The sequence below is a fragment of the Nonomuraea sp. NPDC049309 genome (assembly GCF_043196965.1).
Lineage (GTDB): Bacteria > Actinomycetota > Actinomycetes > Streptosporangiales > Streptosporangiaceae > Nonomuraea > Nonomuraea fastidiosa.
Map to the genome: position 1 here is coordinate 2164014 of NZ_JBICSH010000001.1, position 15903 is coordinate 2179916.

At 70.7% G+C, this 15903-nt stretch carries 12 protein-coding genes; 4 read left to right on the top strand and 8 right to left on the bottom strand.

Annotation, left to right across the window (positions count from 1 at the left end; all coding sequences use genetic code 11):
* Positions 1–6: 6 nt before the first annotated feature.
* The 3 genes from ACGFIM_RS09700 to ACGFIM_RS09710 all read right to left on the bottom strand — a co-directional run bounded on the left by ACGFIM_RS09700 (position 7) and on the right by ACGFIM_RS09710 (position 5232).
* A complete protein-coding gene (locus ACGFIM_RS09700; RefSeq protein ID WP_393197358.1) occupies positions 7–1515 on the bottom strand; it encodes a hypothetical protein in 1509 nt (502 codons plus the stop codon).
* Positions 1516–2267: 752 nt separating this feature from the next.
* Positions 2268–3731, bottom strand: coding sequence for a serine/threonine-protein kinase (locus ACGFIM_RS09705; RefSeq protein ID WP_393197361.1), 1464 nt, complete (start codon positions 3729–3731; stop codon positions 2268–2270).
* On the bottom strand, positions 3721–5232 hold the full coding sequence (locus ACGFIM_RS09710) for a serine/threonine-protein kinase (RefSeq protein ID WP_393197364.1): 1512 nt from the start codon (positions 5230–5232) through the stop codon (positions 3721–3723). The genes ACGFIM_RS09705 and ACGFIM_RS09710 overlap by 11 nt, the downstream gene beginning before the upstream one ends.
* A gap of 75 nt (positions 5233–5307) precedes the next feature.
* Between ACGFIM_RS09710 and ACGFIM_RS09715 the strand changes: the two genes are divergently transcribed.
* Together ACGFIM_RS09715 and ACGFIM_RS09720 are read left to right on the top strand one after the other, a co-directional pair.
* The gene (locus ACGFIM_RS09715) at positions 5308–7032 is read left to right on the top strand and encodes a DEDD exonuclease domain-containing protein (protein WP_393197366.1); all 1725 of its coding nucleotides are present in this window, start codon (positions 5308–5310) and stop codon (positions 7030–7032) included.
* Positions 7033–7049: 17 nt separating this feature from the next.
* Positions 7050–7337, top strand: a complete 288-nt coding sequence (locus ACGFIM_RS09720) for an Lrp/AsnC ligand binding domain-containing protein (RefSeq protein WP_364055234.1) — start codon at positions 7050–7052, stop codon at positions 7335–7337.
* Between the two features lie 1093 nt (positions 7338–8430).
* Here ACGFIM_RS09720 and ACGFIM_RS09725 read toward each other — a convergent pair.
* The 4 genes from ACGFIM_RS09725 to ACGFIM_RS09740 are packed head-to-tail and all read right to left on the bottom strand — an operon-like array spanning position 8431 to position 12705.
* Positions 8431–10122, bottom strand: coding sequence for a cytochrome bc complex cytochrome b subunit (locus tag ACGFIM_RS09725; protein ID WP_393197369.1), 1692 nt, complete (start codon positions 10120–10122; stop codon positions 8431–8433).
* On the bottom strand, positions 10119–11231 hold the full coding sequence (locus ACGFIM_RS09730) for a Rieske 2Fe-2S domain-containing protein (RefSeq protein ID WP_393197372.1): 1113 nt from the start codon (positions 11229–11231) through the stop codon (positions 10119–10121). The genes ACGFIM_RS09725 and ACGFIM_RS09730 overlap by 4 nt, the downstream gene beginning before the upstream one ends.
* A complete protein-coding gene (locus tag ACGFIM_RS09735; RefSeq protein WP_393197375.1) occupies positions 11228–12037 on the bottom strand; it encodes a c-type cytochrome in 810 nt (269 codons plus the stop codon). Before ACGFIM_RS09735 ends, ACGFIM_RS09730 begins: the two co-directional genes overlap by 4 nt.
* Before the next feature lie 14 nt (positions 12038–12051).
* On the bottom strand, positions 12052–12705 hold the full coding sequence (locus tag ACGFIM_RS09740) for a heme-copper oxidase subunit III (RefSeq protein WP_393197378.1): 654 nt from the start codon (positions 12703–12705) through the stop codon (positions 12052–12054).
* A gap of 179 nt (positions 12706–12884) precedes the next feature.
* Between ACGFIM_RS09740 and ACGFIM_RS09745 the strand changes: the two genes are divergently transcribed.
* Together ACGFIM_RS09745 and trpD are read left to right on the top strand one after the other, a co-directional pair.
* Positions 12885–13310: a hypothetical protein gene (locus ACGFIM_RS09745; RefSeq protein ID WP_364055249.1), complete on the top strand. Its 426-nt coding sequence runs from the start codon at positions 12885–12887 to the stop codon at positions 13308–13310.
* A gap of 6 nt (positions 13311–13316) precedes the next feature.
* The gene (gene trpD / locus ACGFIM_RS09750) at positions 13317–14363 is read left to right on the top strand and encodes an anthranilate phosphoribosyltransferase (RefSeq protein WP_393197381.1); all 1047 of its coding nucleotides are present in this window, start codon (positions 13317–13319) and stop codon (positions 14361–14363) included.
* 311 nt (positions 14364–14674) lie between these two features.
* On the opposite strand, the gene ACGFIM_RS09755 is transcribed toward trpD, so the two are convergent.
* Complete coding sequence (locus ACGFIM_RS09755) at positions 14675–15883, bottom strand: Ig-like domain-containing protein (protein ID WP_393197384.1); 1209 nt, start codon at positions 15881–15883, stop codon at positions 14675–14677.
* Between the last annotated feature and the right edge of the window lie 20 nt (positions 15884–15903).

Below are 15903 nucleotides of genomic sequence, written 5' to 3' on the forward strand. Positions count from 1 at the left end.
GGACCGTCAGCCTCCTGAGGACAGCGTGTTCAGGTACGCCTTGGCCAGTGTCAGCGCGCCTTCGAGGCCCTCCTTCTCCGGCATCATCTTGACGTTGGGCGCGTTGGTCTCCGCCTTCTCCGGCCGCTGGTGCCCCGAGTAGTCCACCACGATCACCATCGAGCCTTTGCGGATGACGTACGAGCCGCTGGAGGCCACCACGTCGCCGCCCCTGTGCTGGATGTACTGCTTGAACGCCTCGTCCCCGAGGCCCTTGACGTCGGTCAGCTTGCCCCAGGTGATCGGGCCGATCGAGGACTCCGCGGTGCCCTTGGCCCGGCCGCGATCCGTGGCGTAGAACTCCTTGGCCGCGCCCACGTCCTCGGCGCCCGCCCGGTCGGTGAAGCGGTGGACCGTGATGAGCGCGCTCCGGATCTTGATCGTGCCCTCGCCGCCCGGCAGGTTCTTGTTGAGCCAGCGGCACTCGGTCTGGTTGTCGTCGCCGGCCTGGGTGCCGCGCGCCCGCGTCTCCGCGTCCGGCACCAGCTTGAGCGCCGTGTCGGTGATGGCCGCGCACTCGGCGGGGAATGACGCCAGCACCGTCGGCGACGGCGTCGGGGCGGCGGTCGGCGTCGGAGGGGCCGAGGCGGTCGCCGTGGGCGTCGGGTCCGCCTGCGCCAGCATGTCGGGGTGCTGGCGCTGCCACTCGCTCACGCCCTTGGCGAAGTGCACGATCAGGCCGCTCACCTCGCGGATCGCGTTCTCCTCCGTGACCGCCTGCGCGGTCTCGTTCGACAGGATCCGCGCGTCCTTGCGCTGCTGGCCGGCCTGGTACTTGACCTCGATCGTCATGTCGCCGACCCGCGCGTACGCGGTGCCGTAGGCGTACCACAGGATCTTGCCCGCGCGGCGCCAGGTGTACTGGGCGAACGCGCCGTCGCCGACGTTCGGGATGTCCTTGACGGGCGAGATGTACTCCTTCTCGTCCGGTTTGAGCTCGGGCTTGGCCGTCTCGCGGTACTTGCCGCCGCGGTAGTCGGCCTCGTACGAGTTCTGCGCCATCGCGCGGCCCGTCTTGGTGCCCTCGCCCTTGTGCTGGTCGATCTTGACGTCGATCTCCCGGCTGCGCCAGTACTCGCCGTACGAGATGCGGTTGTTCGTCCAGTTGCAGGAGAAGTTGATCGTGTAGTCGTTCTCCCGCGATTGCCTGGCCACGGTCGCGCCCGGCACCAGGCGGTCGGCCTCGTCCTTGGGCAGCATCGCGCACACGTCGACGGACGCGCCGGTCGCGGCCGGGCTCGCGGTCCCCGTGCCCGACGTGCGGGCCACCGGCGGGTCGCCGCCGCCGCTGTCCTCCGGGCCCCACAGCAGGAACGCGCCCACCCCCGCCGCGGCCACCAGCACGACGAGCGCGGCGGCGAGCGTGGGCACCATCCACGCCGGACGCTTGGAGCCGCCGCCCGGCGTGGGCAACGGGGGGTTGGTGGGCGGCAGCGTCGGCTGCATGGCCGCCTGGTCCTGCGGCATGTGCGACATGGCCGGGGGCAGCGTGGGCGGCAGGTACGCGGTCCCGCCCGGCGCCCGATCCTGCGGACCGCTCGGATACCCGCCCTGCGGCCACCCCGAAGGACCGCCACCCGGCCCATTCTGCGGACCGCTCGGGTAGCCACCCTGCGGCCACCCTGGAGCGCCGTTCCCCTGCGGGTCCTGAGGACCGCTCGGCGGCCCACCCTGCGGCCACCCCGAAGGACCGCCACCCGGCCCATCCTGGGGACCGCTCGGCGGCTCGCCCTGGGGACCGCTCTGGTACGCGCCCGGTGCCCACCCCGCGGGGCCGCTTCCATCCTGAGGACCGCTCGGCGGGCCGGCCTCGGGGCCGTTCGGGTAGCCGCCCTGCGGCCACCCTGAGGGGCCGCTGCCGGGAGGCGGCGAAGGCGGGTGGCCGCCTGGCGGGCCGGGGTGGGGGCCGTTCTGCGGCATGTGCGGCGGCCCGCCATAGGGCCCGCCGGGGAGAGCGCCCGGAGGAGGCGGTGGCTGGTGCTGCTCGTTCGGAGGCCAGACCTGATGGCCGCCAGGAGGACCCTGCGGCGGCGGCCCGCCGGGAGGACCGCCCGCCGCGCCGTCCTGCGGCGGATGGGGTGGCTGGGATTGCCCGCCCGGGACCTGGTAGGGGTTCGGCGGCCCGTACTCATTACCGGGATTCACTGCGACTCCTGAGGTTGCCCTGGCTTGCGGGGAAACATGCTAGTCACACCCCTTGCGCGGCGCTTGCGACACAACTGTCGGATTTATTCCGGCAGTGCCGCGGCGATCAGGCGGGCGGCTTCGACCGCGGTCTCCTGGTCGTTGGCATCCGTCTTCGGGACGTCCACCCGATGCCAGTTGACCTCGGTCAGCAGGTTACTCGTGCGGAAGAGCAACCGGCTGTCCGATGAACCATCCGTATTGGAGTCGAAATACTGTTCAAAGCCGTTCTGCACGATCGCCTGCTTCCCGATGCCGGGGACGTCGCGGACGCTCCCCCAGCTCCGCCGGAAGACCGTGCCCCGGGCGGCCGCCCGCGTCCGCCGTTCGCTGGCGAACCGGCGCTCGGCCACCTCCGGCCCGCTGACGTCCTTCGTGGGCTGCTCGGCCCGTAACCGTACGGTGAGGACGTAGGAGGTGTCGTCGTCCTTCCACTCGCACGCCCCTGCCATGGGGCGCGACATGCGGACCCTGCCGGCCTTCATGACCTTGGTGACCTGCTCGGTGCTCAGCAGCGTGCAGGGGTCGGGCGCGGTGACGTACCGGCCGGCGGGGGCCGTGAACGTGCCGAGCGCGTTGACCGCGTACCAGCCGCCCGCCCCCAGCACCGCGACGGCGGCGAGCGCCGCGGGCAGCACCCACCGGCGGCGCCGCCCGGCGGGCCTGGGCACGGTGGAGGTGCCCGACGGGGCGCTCATGGTGGTCACCGCGGACAGCACCTGGCGTACGTGAGCGACGGGCGGCCGCGCCGCCGGGTCCTTGGCGAGCATGGCCATCAGCAGATCGCCCAGGACGCGGCCGGCCCTGGCCGGATACGGCGGCTCGTGCAGCAGCACCGCGGCGGCGATCGCGGCGGGCATCCCGCGGTCGAACGGCGCGCGCCCCTCGACCGCGGTGTAGAGGCTCGCCCCGAGCGACCACAGGTCGGACGCGGGGCCCGAGGGCTGCTCGTTGAGCCGTTCCGGAGCCATGTAGCCGGGCGAGCCCGCGTGGCCGAAGGGCCCGCCCTGGCCGCTCATCGGCGTGGCGATGCCGAAGTCGGTGAGCATCGCCGTGCCGTCGGCGTCGATGAGGATGTTGGCCGGCTTGACGTCGTGGTGCAGCATGCCGTGGGCGTGCGCGACCTCCAGCGCCGACAGCACGCGCAGCCCGATCGCGGCGACGTACGCCGGGGGCAGCGGGCCGTCCTCCTTGATCACCTTGTCGAGCGAGCGGCCGGTGACGAGGTCCATGATGATCCACGGCTGCGCACCCTCGATGACGACGTCGTGGACGAGCACGATGGCCGGATCCCGCAGCCGTCCCGCGGACCTGGCCTCGTGGATGGCACGGTCGATGAACTCGGCGTACGCGTGCTGGGTCATGCCCTCGGGCACGCGTACCTGCTTGACGGCGACCTGCCGGTCGAGCACCTCGTCGATGGCCCGCCACACGGTGCCGGCCCCGCCCTGGCCGAGCCGCTCGATCAGCCGGTAACGGCCCGCCAGGAGATAGAGCTCAGCCACCATCGCGCAACGTCCGTATGCTCGCCTGCGCGGCTCTCAGAGCCCGCTCCTGGATCTGTGCGTCGGTCGGCCCGTCGGCGAGCGTGGTGTACGAGACGGCCACCACGAGGTTGGCCAGCCGGTAGAAGACGTACGCCGAGTGCATCTGGCCGGTGGGGCCCGCCAGCTCGAAGGCGAACGCCTCGTCGCCGAGCTCGGGGACGTCGCGCAGCGGGGTGCGGGCGGCCTTGGCGCTCGTCTTCTGGCCGATCTCGGGCCAGGTCCAGTCGATGGAGTCGTACCTGCCCCACCAGCGCTTCTGGTTCTGGAACAGCGTGCGCGCCGACGCCTCGGTCATCGACCAGGGATCGACCGTGTCGGAGTCCTTCTGCACCTGGACGCTCACGCCGGTCCTGGCCTGCGGGAGCGCCCAGGCGCACTCGGGACCCGCATCGTCGGCGTCCGGCTGCGCCTCGGGCAGGTTCCTGGTGACCAGGATGCCGCTCAGCTCCTGCTCGCTGATCAGCTTGCAGACGTCCAAGGGCGTGGTGAACCCGGCCGCCGCGACGCCGTCGCGGTCGCGCAGCCACAGGAACACGGTGGTGGCCGCCGCCGCCAGCGCCACCACCACGACCGCGGCGACGAGCACGCCCATCTTGCCGTGACCTCCCGCCCCGCTCGGCTGGGTGGGCACGTCAGGGACCGGCAGCGCGGGCGCGGAGCCGCCCGCGGCGACCTGCCTGAGCGCCTGCACGACCAGCCGGGGGTCGGGCCGGGCGGCGGGGTTCTGCGCCATCATCGCGGCCACGATGGGACCGAGCGGGCCCGGCGCGACCGGCACCGGCCGGGTGAGCGTGGCGCGTACGCGCTCGGCCACCGACCCCACGTAGGCCGGCGTGCCGGTGAGCGCGGCGTAGAGCGTCGCGCCGAGCGACCACATGTCGCTGGCGGGGCCACCGGGGTGGCCCTCCAGCCGCTCGGGCGCGATGAACCCGGGCGAGCCGACCATCAGGCCCTGCTGGGTGAGCGTGGCCTGGCCCTCCTGGCGGGCGATGCCGAAGTCGGTCAGCACCACCCGGCCGCTCTCGGTGATGAAGACGTTGCCCGGCTTGACGTCGCGGTGCTGCAGCCCCTGGGCGTGGGCGGCCATCAACGCCTCGAGCACGTCGGCGCCCACCTTGGCCGCGTAGTCCGCGGGCATGGGGCCGAAGTCGCGTACGGTGTCGCCCAGCGTACGGCCGCGCAGCAGCTCCATGACCAGCCACGGACGGTCCTGCTCCACCACCACGTCGTGCAGGGCCACGATGCCGGGATGGCGCAGCCGCGCCATGGCCTGCGCCTCGCGCACCGCCCGCGTCACCGCCTCGGCGCGCTCCTTGTCCGGCATGCCCTCGGGCAGCGTGAGCTCCTTGACCGCGACGTCGCGCTGGAGCATCTCGTCCCTGGCCTGCCACACCTTCCCCATGCCGCCCGCGCCCAGAGGGCGCTCAAGGAGGTAGCGACCGGCAAGTCTTCCCGCGGACATAAAGGGAAGGGTAACTAAGGATCAAGGGGGGTGCTTACTCGTTCCTGTCGGTCCGTCCTTCTATGGTCTTGGAACGTGGACCCCGTTCAAGGCACCCTCGACGAGCTCGGCACTCCGCTGAGCGACGTCACGTTCGTCGTGTTCGACCTCGAGACGACCGGCGGCGCGCCCGCGGAGGACGCGATCACCGAGATCGGCGCGGTCAAAGTGCGGGCCGGCGAGGTGCTCGGCGAGTTCTCCACGCTGGTCGATCCCGGGGGGCCGATCCCGCCGTTCATCTCGGTGCTGACGGGCATCACCGACGCCATGGTCATGGCCGCACCGAAGATCGAGTCGGTGCTGCCGAGCTTTCTCGAGTTCATCAGGGGCGCCACGCTGGTGGCCCACAACGCCGGGTTCGACACCCGCTTCATCAAGGCGGCCTGCGCCGCGCTCGGCTATCCCCCGCCGGCCAATCCCGTGCTCGACACCGTCGATCTCGCCCGGCGCGTGCTGACCCGCGACGAGATACCCAACGCCAAGCTGTCCACGCTGGCCAGGTTCTTCCGCAGCCCCGTCGAGCCGTGCCACCGGGCGCTGCAGGACGCCCGCGCCACCGTCGACGTGCTCCACGGGCTGATCGAGCGGGCCGGGTCCTTCCAGGTCCACACGCTCGAAGAGCTCAAGTCGTTCGTCCGCGCCCCCACGCCCGAGCAGCAGCGCAAGCGCCACCTCGCCGAGTCCGTGCCCCACGCGCCCGGCGTCTACATGTTCGAGGACGCACGCGGCGAGATCCTCTACATCGGCAAGAGCACCAACCTGCGCAACCGCGTACGCTCCTACTTCACCGCGGGCGAGACCCGGCCGCGCATCCGCGAGATGATCGGCATCGCCGAGCGGGTACGCCACATCGTCTGCGCCACCGCGCTGGAGGCCGAAGTCAGAGAGCTGCGGCTGATCGGCGGTGCCAAGCCGCGCTACAACCGCCGCTCCCGCTTCCCCGAGAAGATGCTGTGGCTGAAGCTGACCAGGGAGGTCTTCCCGCGCCTGTCGATCGTGCGCGACCTCAAGGACGACGGCGCCACCTATCTCGGGCCGTTCACCAGCGCCCGGCTGGCCGACGACGCCCGCATCGCCCTCCACGAGGCCGTCCCGCTGCGCCAGTGCACGCAGCCGGTGACCCTGCGCACCCGGCGCTCGGCGTGCGTGCTGCACGAGATGGGCCGCTGCGGCGCGCCCTGCGAGGGGCGCGAGAGCCCCGAGGAGTACGCCGTCCACGTCGAGAACGCGCGCCGCGCCATGACCCAGGACGCCACCCCCGTCTTCACGGCCGTGGCCGCCCGCATGGAGCGGCTCTCGGCCGAACAGCGCTACGAGGAGGCGTCCGTCGATCGCGACCGGCTCGCCTCCTTCGTTCGTACGGCGGCCCACATGCAGCGGCTGAGCTCCATCACCCGCATCCCCGAGTTAGTGGCCGCGAGCCCCGCCTTCGGGGGCGGCTGGGACATCCACGTCGTCCGCTACGGCCGCCTGGCCGCCGCCGGGGTCCTGCCCAAGGGCGCCCACCCCACTCCCTTCGTGGCCGCGCTCAAGGCGGGCGCAGAGTCGGTGCAGCCCGGTCCTGGGCCGGTCCACGCGGCCAGCGCCGAGGAGACCGAGTGCATCCTGCGCTGGCTGGAGTCGCCCGGGGTCCGGCTGGTGGAGGTCGACGGCGAGTGGAGCCTGCCCGCGTGGGGCGCGGCGCGGCACAAGGCGCGCATCGACCTCGCGTACCGGCATCTCGATCAACGCCGTCCTCGAGAGGGGCGACCTTTGGGGTGAAACGATAGAGTTGGGGCATGGTCACGGCTATCGTCCACATCAATGCAGAGGTAGACCGGATCCCGGAGGTCGCCCAGACGATCGCCGAGATCGAAGGGGTCAGCGAGGTCTACTCCATCACCGGCGAGTACGACCTGCTGGCCATGGTGAGGGTCGCCGCCTACGAGGAGATCGCCGAGGTCGTCCCGGGGCGGATCAACAAGGTGCCCGGAGTGCTCAACACGGAGACGCACATCGCCTTCCGCGCGTACTCCCGCCACGACCTCGACGCCGCCTTCTCCATCGGCTTCCCCGAAGCCGACTGACTCGGCCACCGACCACACCTCGCAGACCGGAGCGGCCCGTCTGTCGCCACCGAGCACGGCGACACGCCTGGACCGGGCAGGGCCGCGCCCCTCGCAGCCGACCGCGTACCGGCATCCCCCGCCACCCCGGCCGGCCGCCCTCCCGTGCCCGCCCACCCCAGAGCCTGCGCGAAGATCGTGCGCTCGGCGCCAGGCGAAGGCGCAGCGCCCCGCGCCCCGCGGCCGGGCGACACCCTCGCGCACGAGCAGGCGCGCTCTGGGGCGAGAACGTCGCCTTCCCTCACGCACAGCAAGACGCGCTCCGACGCGCGAGCGTCGCTCTTCCCTCACGTGAGCAGGACGGGCTCGCCCAGCCCGGCCTGAGCACTCCTCCGGCACGGCAAGCAGAGACGCGCGCCACGCACCGCGAGCCGAAGCGCATACCGAGCACGGCAAGCGGAAGCGCATGCCACACACGGCAAGCCGAAGCGCATGCCACGCACAGCGAGCCGTAGCACGTGCCGCGCACGGCGAGCGGAGGCGCGTGCCGCGCACGGCGAGCGGAAGCGCCCACGTAGGGAAACGCCGGGATCACGCCCAAGCGCCACGCGCTCGGTCCGCCGCTACAGGCGGACGGGCGGTGACCGCCGCGCTGCCTACGGAGACGCCTCGCTCGCCCGGTCGGCCCGGCGCGGTCCGCGCCACGGTCGGCCGGAGATCCGCACCTCGCCCTTGGCGCGGAGGTTTCCTGGCCGCGCGGCGACGGTCCCGACCGCACCGTCCGCCTGAGGTCCACTGGCATCAGTCTGGGGCCGCCTGGGTCAGCCAGAGGCCCACCAGGGTCAGCCAGAGGCCCACCAGGGTCAGCCAGAGAGCCACCTGGCATCGGCCAGAGATCCGCCCGAGGTCCGCTGCTGAGCGCCTGCCGAGTGCCGACGCGTCCGTGTCGGGGCGCGTCCGTCGCCCTTGAGCACGTGCGCGATGCCGCCGGTGAGGACGTGCCCCACCGCCCGGAACCGGCACGTCTGTTCAGATCGCGAACCCCCAGGACACGCCGACGGGCCCGGCCGAGCGAGAGTGCTCGGCCGGGCCCGTGCGGTTGTGGCGTCAGGGATCAGCGGGTGATGCTGTGCTGCTCGTCGCCGGCCCGGGTACCGGCGCCGACGGCGGCGTGCTCCTCGTCCCCGTGCTCGTCGTGCTCGCCGTGGCCGTGCCCGTGCGGGTCCTCCAGCGGGATCTTCTCCCCGCCGTAGGCACGGGACATGCGTCCACGCAGCTTGCCGAGCGGCCCGCGCATGCCCTTCGGCGGGATGCCCGAGGGGTCCTCGTCCACCGGAAGCATCGGCACGGCCTCCTTGCCGCGCATGTGCGCCTCCATGTCCTCCGACGGAGGCGTGTGGACCTCGATGTACTCACCGTGCGGCAGCCGCTTGATCACGCCGGACTCCACGCCGTGCGAGATGATCGCCTGGTCGGCGCGCTGGAGGCCGAGGCACATCCGGTACGTGATCAGGTAGGCGAGTGCCGGGGCGACGAAGATCAGCACTCGACCGGCGTAGGTGGTCCAGTTGAGGCTGATGTGGAAGTTGGCCGCGATCTCGTCGTTGGCGCCGAGCAGCCACAGCACCCCGTAGAACGTGATGGCGGAGACGCCGATCGAGGTGCGGTGGGGGTTGTTGCGCGGACGGTCGGCGATGTGGTGCTCGCGGTTGTCGCCCGTGACCCACCGTTCGAGGAACGGATAGAGCGCGAGGCCCGTCATGATGATGCCCATCGGCACCAGGGCCGGGATGATGACGCTCAGCGGCAGCGTGCCGGCGTGGGCGGTGCCGAAGAGGTTGATCTCCCACGGCGGCATGATGCGCAGCGCGCCTTCGAGGAAGCCCATGTAGAAGTCGGGCTGCGAACCGGCGGAGACGTCGGCCGGGGTGTAGGGGCCGAACAGCCAGATCGGGTTGATCTGGGTGAACGTCGCCAGACCGGCGATGACGCCGAGGGTGAACAGGAAGAACGCGCCCGCCTTGGCCATGAAGGCCGGGTAGAACGGCGCGCCGACCACGTTCTTGTTCGTCCGGCCCTTGCCCGGCATCTGGGTGTGCTTCTGCACCCACATGAGCACCATGTGGGCGGAGACCAGAGCCAGGATGATGCCCGGGATGAGCAGGATGTGCAGCGAGTAGAACCGGGAGATGACATCCTCACCCGGGTATTCGCCGCCGAACAGGAAGAACGTGATGTACGTGCCGACCAGCGGCAGCGAGATCGCCACGCCCTCGGTGATCCGCAGACCGGCGCCGGAGAGCAGGTCGTCGGGGAGGGAGTAGCCGGTCAGACCCTCGGCGAGCGCCAGCGTCAGCAGCAGCACGCCGATGAGCCAGTTGATCTCGCGCGGCTTGCGGTACGCGCCGGTGAAGAAGACACGCAGCGCGTGGGCCATCATGCCGGCCACGAAGAGCAGGGCCGCCCAGTGGTGCATCTGCCGGATGAGCAGACCACCCCGGACGTCGAAGCTGATCTCCAGCGCCGACGCGTAGGCCTCGGACATCATGACGCCCTTGAGCGGCGCGTACGAGCCGTCGTAGGCGACCTCCATCATGCTGGGCTTGAACCAGAGCGTCAGGAACGTACCGGTCAGCAGCAGGACGATGAAGGAGTAGAGCGCGATCTCACCCAGGAGGAACGACCAGTGGTCCGGGAAGATCTTGCGCATGTTGCGCTTGAGGAAGCCGGCACCGCCGAGACGCTGGTCGAGCCAATTCGACGGGCCTGCGATGGCCTTGGGCGCGGCCTTGAGCTCGGTGCTCATGCCTGGTCTCCCTTCGACCTGGCCTCGGCCTCCGCGTCACCGCGCTCCCAGTAGCTGGGGCCGACGGGCACCGCGAAGTCGCCCTTGGCGATGAGGTAGCCCTCGGAGTCGACGGTGATGGGCAGCTGCGGCAGCGGCCGGGCGGCCGGGCCGAAGATGACCTTCGCGCCGTCTGCCGCGTCGAACGTCGACTGGTGGCACGGGCAGAGGATGTGGTGGGTGTTCTGCTCGTACAGGGCCGCGGGGCAGCCCACGTGGGTGCAGATCTTGGAGTACGCGACGATGCCGTCGTGCGTCCAGTTCTTGTTGACGCCGTCCTTGAGCTCTTCGGGACGGAACTTGATCAGGATCAGCGTGGCCTTGGCGAGGGCGTTGAGGTCGTGCTCGTAGCCCTCGGGGACGACCGACAGGATGCCGCCGGGCGAGTTGAAGTCGGCCGCCCTGATGGGCTGGCCGGTGCCCTCGACGACGAGCCTGAGCGGCTTGCCCTCCTTGTTGGTGGTGCCCCACACGGTGTGCCGCAGCGTCTTGTTGAACTTGGCGCCCGGCATCTTGCTGTTGTCGAGGTCGCGCAGCAGGACCAGGGGAACCAGGCCGAGCGGCGCGGCGGCGAGCAGCAGGGTGCGGCGGAGCAGCTTGCGCTTGACGAAGCCGCTCTCGTTGGCGCCCTGCACGAACGTGTCGGCCACGACCTCGCGGTCGTCCTCGTCGGAGGCCATCGTGTGGCGCTCCTGCACCAGCGAGTACTTCGGCATGATCTGGCGGACCCAGATCACGATGCCGATCGCCAGCGCGAGGATCGCGACCGTGAGCGAGGAGCCCAGGGCGAGGTTGGAGGTGCCCGTGGCCTCGGGACTGCCGACCTGGAACACCACGTAGGAGATGATGAACGCGATGGCGGCCAGGAAGGTGATCGTGAAGCAGAGCGCCACGATCTTCTCGGCCTTGCGCGCCTTGGCCTCGTCCTGCAGCGTCACGCCGGGGACGTCGCGTTCGGCCTTGTCGGCCTCCTCGGTGCCGAGCATCGAGGTGCCCGGTGCGGGGGTGCCGATGACGCGCTTGGGGACGCGTTCGTCCGGCTGCTCGATCTCGTGCTCGTTGTCTGTCATGACTTCTGTCGCTTCTTCGCGGTGATCCAGATGGCGGCGAGTGCGAGGGCGCTCAGGCCCACCACCCACGCGGTGAGACCTTCGGTGACCGGGCCGATGCGGCCGAGACCGAAGCCACCCGGGTCCTTCTGCTCGCGAACCTGGGTGATGTACGCGATCATGCTCCGCTTCTCCTCGGGCGTGATCGTCGTGTCGTTGAAGACCGGCATCGCCTGCGGGCCGGTGATCATCGCCTCGTAGATCTGCGTGGGCGTCGCCTCGTTGAGGTTGGGCGCGTACTTGCCCTGCGTCAGGGCACCGCCCGCGCCCACCCAGTTGTGACACTGGATGCAGTTCGCGCGGAACAGTTCACCACCCTTGCCGGCGTCGCCGAGCTTCGGGTCCACCTGCTCCTGGCCGGGCACCTGCGGCCCGCCGCCGAGCGACTGGACGTAGGCGGCGATCTGGCGGGTCGTGGTCTCGTTGACCCAGTCGGCCGGCGGCTTGCGCGGCGCCTGAGGGCCGGGCGCTCCCGCCGGCATGCGGCCGGTGCTCATCTGGAAGTCGACGGCCGCGGCGCCGACACCGATGAGCGTGGGCGCCGAGCTGGTGCCCTGCGCGTTCATGCCGTGACAGCTGGAGCAGTGCTGCTCGAACAGGCTTTTGCCCTGGGCCACGTCGTCGACCTTGCCGGCCGCCAGCGCCGCGTCGGCAGGCTTACCCGCCTGGACAAAGGCGGCGTATACCATCCCGACCAGCGCCAACGCCAAAATCAGGACGGCGTATCTCGCGAGGGGATGCCGCCGCCAAGCGGTGATCCTAGTCACAGAGATCCCGTTCCTTAACGAATGATGTAGATGGTCGCGAAAAGACCAATCCAGACGACGTCTACGAAGTGCCAGTAATAGGACACGACGATCGCGCTGGTGGCCTGCTCATGCGTGAAGCGCTTCGCGGCGTACGTGCGTCCCAGCATGAAGAGGAACGCGATCAGGCCACCGGTCACGTGCAGGCCGTGGAAGCCCGTCGTCAGGTAGAACACCGAGGTGTAAGCGTTAGCGGACAAGGTCGCGCCCTCTGACGCCAGCTCGCCGTACTCGTACAGCTGCCCGGCGATGAAGATCGCGCCCATGAGGAAGCTGACGACGTACCAGAAGCGGAGCTTTCCGACCTGCCCCTTCTCTGCGGCCCACACGCCCAGCTGGCACGTCACACTCGACAGGACCAGGATGATCGTGTTGACCGTCGCGAACGGGATGTTCAGATGAGCGACGTCGCCTGCCTCTGCGCCCGCAGGGAGCAGCGCCGGACCCCACTCGAGGCCCTTGCCGACGCTCACCGACCGGATGGTGAAGTACATCGCGAACAGCGCCGCGAAGAACATGAGCTCAGAGGACAGCCACACGATCGTGCCCACGCTGACCAGGTTGGGTCTGCGGAACGACTGTGCTGTCGTCGTCGAAGTTATTGCGGATGCTGTCGCCACGGGCAGCATTATTGCGGCTCCGGTGGTCGGTCCGGCGCACGACCCCCCGTTAGCAGGTACGAACCACCGAGCAACCTGGGATAATCGCCATAAAACACCCGCCAGGCATGGTGGCCTGGGTACGCATGCCCACGCACCGGTACGATCCCAGGTGACCATACCTCTTCGACTGATAGTGAGCGCGACCGATGTCCAGTGGGAGCACCGACGAGAAGATGAAAGTCCTCGTCTACAGCGACGACGCCGCCACCAGGGCCGAGGTGATCCAGGCCATCGGCAGGCGTCCCGCGGCCGACGTACCCCTCGTGGAGATCGTGGAGTGCGCCACCGAGCCCAAGGTGCACCAGTGGCTGGGCTCCGGCGAGATCGACGTCGCCGTTCTCGACGGCGAGACCCAGCCCGCCGGTGGCATGGGCGTCTCGCGGCAGGCCAAGGACGAGGTCTACGACTGCCCGCCCATCTGCCTGATCATCGCCAGGCGTGACGACCGCTGGCTGGCCGAGTGGTCGAAGGCCGACGCCGTCGTCTCGCAGCCGCTCGAGCCGCTGGTCCTCGCCGACACCGTGGCCGACCTCATGCGCCGCCGCTCCGCCACCCGTCTCAACGCAAAGTAGGTGACCATGGACTCCCGGACGACCTGGCCAACCCTGCTCAACGCTCTCCTGTCGGGAGAGAACCTCACCTCCGACGAGTCGGCCTGGGCGATGCGGGAGATCATGTCCGGCGCCGCGACACCGTCCCAGATCGCCGCCTTCGTGGTCGCGCTGCGGGCCAAGGGCGAGACCGTGGCCGAGGTGGTGGGCCTGGCCCGCACCATGCTGGAGCTCGCCACGCCGCTGAAGGTCGAGGGCCCGGTGGTCGACATCGTCGGCACCGGCGGCGACCGTGCCCACACGGTCAACGTCTCGACGATGGCCGCCATCGTGGCCGCCGCCGCGGGCGCCAGGGTGGTCAAGCACGGCAACCGCGCGGCGTCGTCCTCGTGCGGTGCGGCCGACGTCCTGGAGCACCTCGGCATCCGGCTCGATCTCACCCCTGAGCAGACGGCTCAGGTGGCGCGCGATGCCGGCATCGCCTTCTGCTTCGCGCCGGTCTACCACCCGGCGCTGCGCTTCGCCGGCCCGACGCGCAAGGAGATCGGCGTTCCGACGATCTTCAACTTCCTCGGCCCGCTGACCAACCCGGCCCGCCCGTCGGCCCAGGCGATCGGCGTCTACGACGCCCGCATGCTGCCGGTGCTCGCCGGCGTCTTCGCCGAGCGCGGCGTCTCGGCCCTGGTCTTCCGCGGTGACGACGGCCTCGACGAGCTGTCGATCGCCGCCACCTCCACCGTCTGGGTGGTCAAGGACGGCGCGGCGACGCAGACCACGTTCGACCCGGCGGTGCTCGGCATCCCGCGGGCCGACGTGGGCGCGCTGCGCGGCGGCGACGTGGCGTTCAACGCCCAGGCCGTGCACGACCTCCTGGCGGGCAAGACGGGCCCGGTGCGCGACGCGGTGCTGCTCAACGCGGCCGCGGCGCTCGTGGCGCTCGACGGGCCCGGCGACGACCTCGACTCCGCGATGATCGACGGTTACGCCCGCGCGGCGCAGGCCGTCGACTCCGGCGCCGCCAAGGACACGCTGGAGCGCTGGGTCGAGGTCAGCAGCGCCTTCCCGCGTTCCTGACCCTCATGCTCGGCTTGCTCGGCGGCGTGCCGCCGAGACGGCTCCGAGAGGGCCCTGAGAGGGCTCTGACCTGACGCGACGGCGCCGCCCCTCCTCGGAGAGGCGGCGCCGTTCTCATGCCGTGAGCGTCCTTCTCAGCGCCTCGGAGCGCGTCGCCGCCCGTCAGCAGGCCAGGAGCGCGTGTCGCCTGCAAGACGGCGGCGAGTGCGCGCGGTCAGGACGGGGCCCTCGGGGCAGGGACTCAGAACCGGGCACTCAGAACCGGGCCCTCAGGACAGGGCACTCAGCCCCGGGCCCTCAGAACCGGGCACTCAGGACAAGGCGATGGTGGGGCCGGCCTTGAGCGAGCTCCACTTGAGCCACTCGTTCCAGTCCTCCTGCCAGTGCCCCCAGCCGTTGGTGGGCTCCAGCTTGCGCGGCGAGCCGGTGATGATGATGGGGTCGCCGATCAGCGTGTTCTTGAGGAACCAGATGGCGTCGGCCGGGCTGACGTTCACGCAGCCGTGGCTGACGTTGGCGTGGCCCTGCGAGCCGACCGACCAGGGCGCGCTGTGCACGTACTCGCCGCTGTTGGAGATGCGGACGGTGTTGTAGACGGTCATCCGGTAGTAGCCGGGCTGGCCGGGCCCGATGCCGGGCGAGGTCATGATCGTGACGGGCTCGCGGGACATCGCCAGGTGGATGCCTGAGGTCGTGTGGTACTTCCACTGGCCGCCCTGGCCGGCGCTCATCGGCATCGTCCGGATCTTCTTGCCGTCCCGCCTGACCACGAGCACGTGCTCGTTGACGCTGCCCTTGGTGATCTGCTGACGGCCGATCTTGAAGTCGAGCTGGACGTCGCGCTTGCCGTACATGCCGGGCCCGCCGCGCACGCCCGCCAGCTTGGCCTCCACCCGCACCTTGGTCCTGGCCGGCCAGTACTTCTTCGGCCGGAAGTCCACGTGCTGGTCGTCGAACCAGTGCCAGGCCCCCTCCACCGGCTTGGAGCTGCGGATGGTGAGGTTGCGCTCGACGGCCACCCGGTCCTGGATCGGCTGATCGAAGGCGATCATCACGGGCATGCCGACCCCGACGGTCAGGCCGGTGTCGTCCTTGTTCGGGGTGATGCTCGCGATGTCGAACGTCTTGGTGGCCTTGACCGTGCTGAACTTGCTGGTGGTCTCGTGCTCCTTGCCCGTGGCGTCCACGGAGACCGCGGTCACCGTGTACGACACGCCGGGCCTGGCGGTGCCGAGGCTGCGCCAGCGCGTGCGGTCGGCGCTCAGCACGCCCTTCAGCGGCCCCGACTTGCCGCCGTCCACGCGGACGCTCTTGAGCGTGCCGCCCTGGGCGGAGACGACCACGGGCCGGTCGGTGGGGACGTTCGACGACTTGTCCGCCGGAGTGACGCCCACGGGGGCGCTGTAGGCCGTGCCCGCCATGGCGACGCCCTTCTTGGGGTCATCGGCCGGCTCGCCCGCCGAGCACGCCGCCAGCAGCGCCATGGCCAGCAGGCCGCATCCATACGTACCGCGCCCCACGAGTACTCCCTCGTCCCTTA

What these genes read in the sequence shown, in the direction of transcription:
- ACGFIM_RS09740 (WP_393197378.1), bottom strand. Translation starts at nt 12,705, where the DNA reads ATGCTGCCCGTGGCGACAGCATCCGCAATAACTTCGACGACGACAGCA.
- ACGFIM_RS09720 (WP_364055234.1), top strand. Translation starts at nt 7,050, where the DNA reads ATGGTCACGGCTATCGTCCACATCAATGCAGAGGTAGACCGGATCCCG.
- ACGFIM_RS09730 (WP_393197372.1), bottom strand. Translation starts at nt 11,231, where the DNA reads ATGACAGACAACGAGCACGAGATCGAGCAGCCGGACGAACGCGTCCCC.
- trpD (WP_393197381.1), top strand. Translation starts at nt 13,317, where the DNA reads ATGGACTCCCGGACGACCTGGCCAACCCTGCTCAACGCTCTCCTGTCG.
- ACGFIM_RS09710 (WP_393197364.1), bottom strand. Translation starts at nt 5,232, where the DNA reads ATGTCCGCGGGAAGACTTGCCGGTCGCTACCTCCTTGAGCGCCCTCTG.
- ACGFIM_RS09745 (WP_364055249.1), top strand. Translation starts at nt 12,885, where the DNA reads ATGTCCAGTGGGAGCACCGACGAGAAGATGAAAGTCCTCGTCTACAGC.
- ACGFIM_RS09705 (WP_393197361.1), bottom strand. Translation starts at nt 3,731, where the DNA reads ATGGTGGCTGAGCTCTATCTCCTGGCGGGCCGTTACCGGCTGATCGAG.
- ACGFIM_RS09700 (WP_393197358.1), bottom strand. Translation starts at nt 1,515, where the DNA reads ATGTCGCACATGCCGCAGGACCAGGCGGCCATGCAGCCGACGCTGCCG.
- ACGFIM_RS09725 (WP_393197369.1), bottom strand. Translation starts at nt 10,122, where the DNA reads ATGAGCACCGAGCTCAAGGCCGCGCCCAAGGCCATCGCAGGCCCGTCG.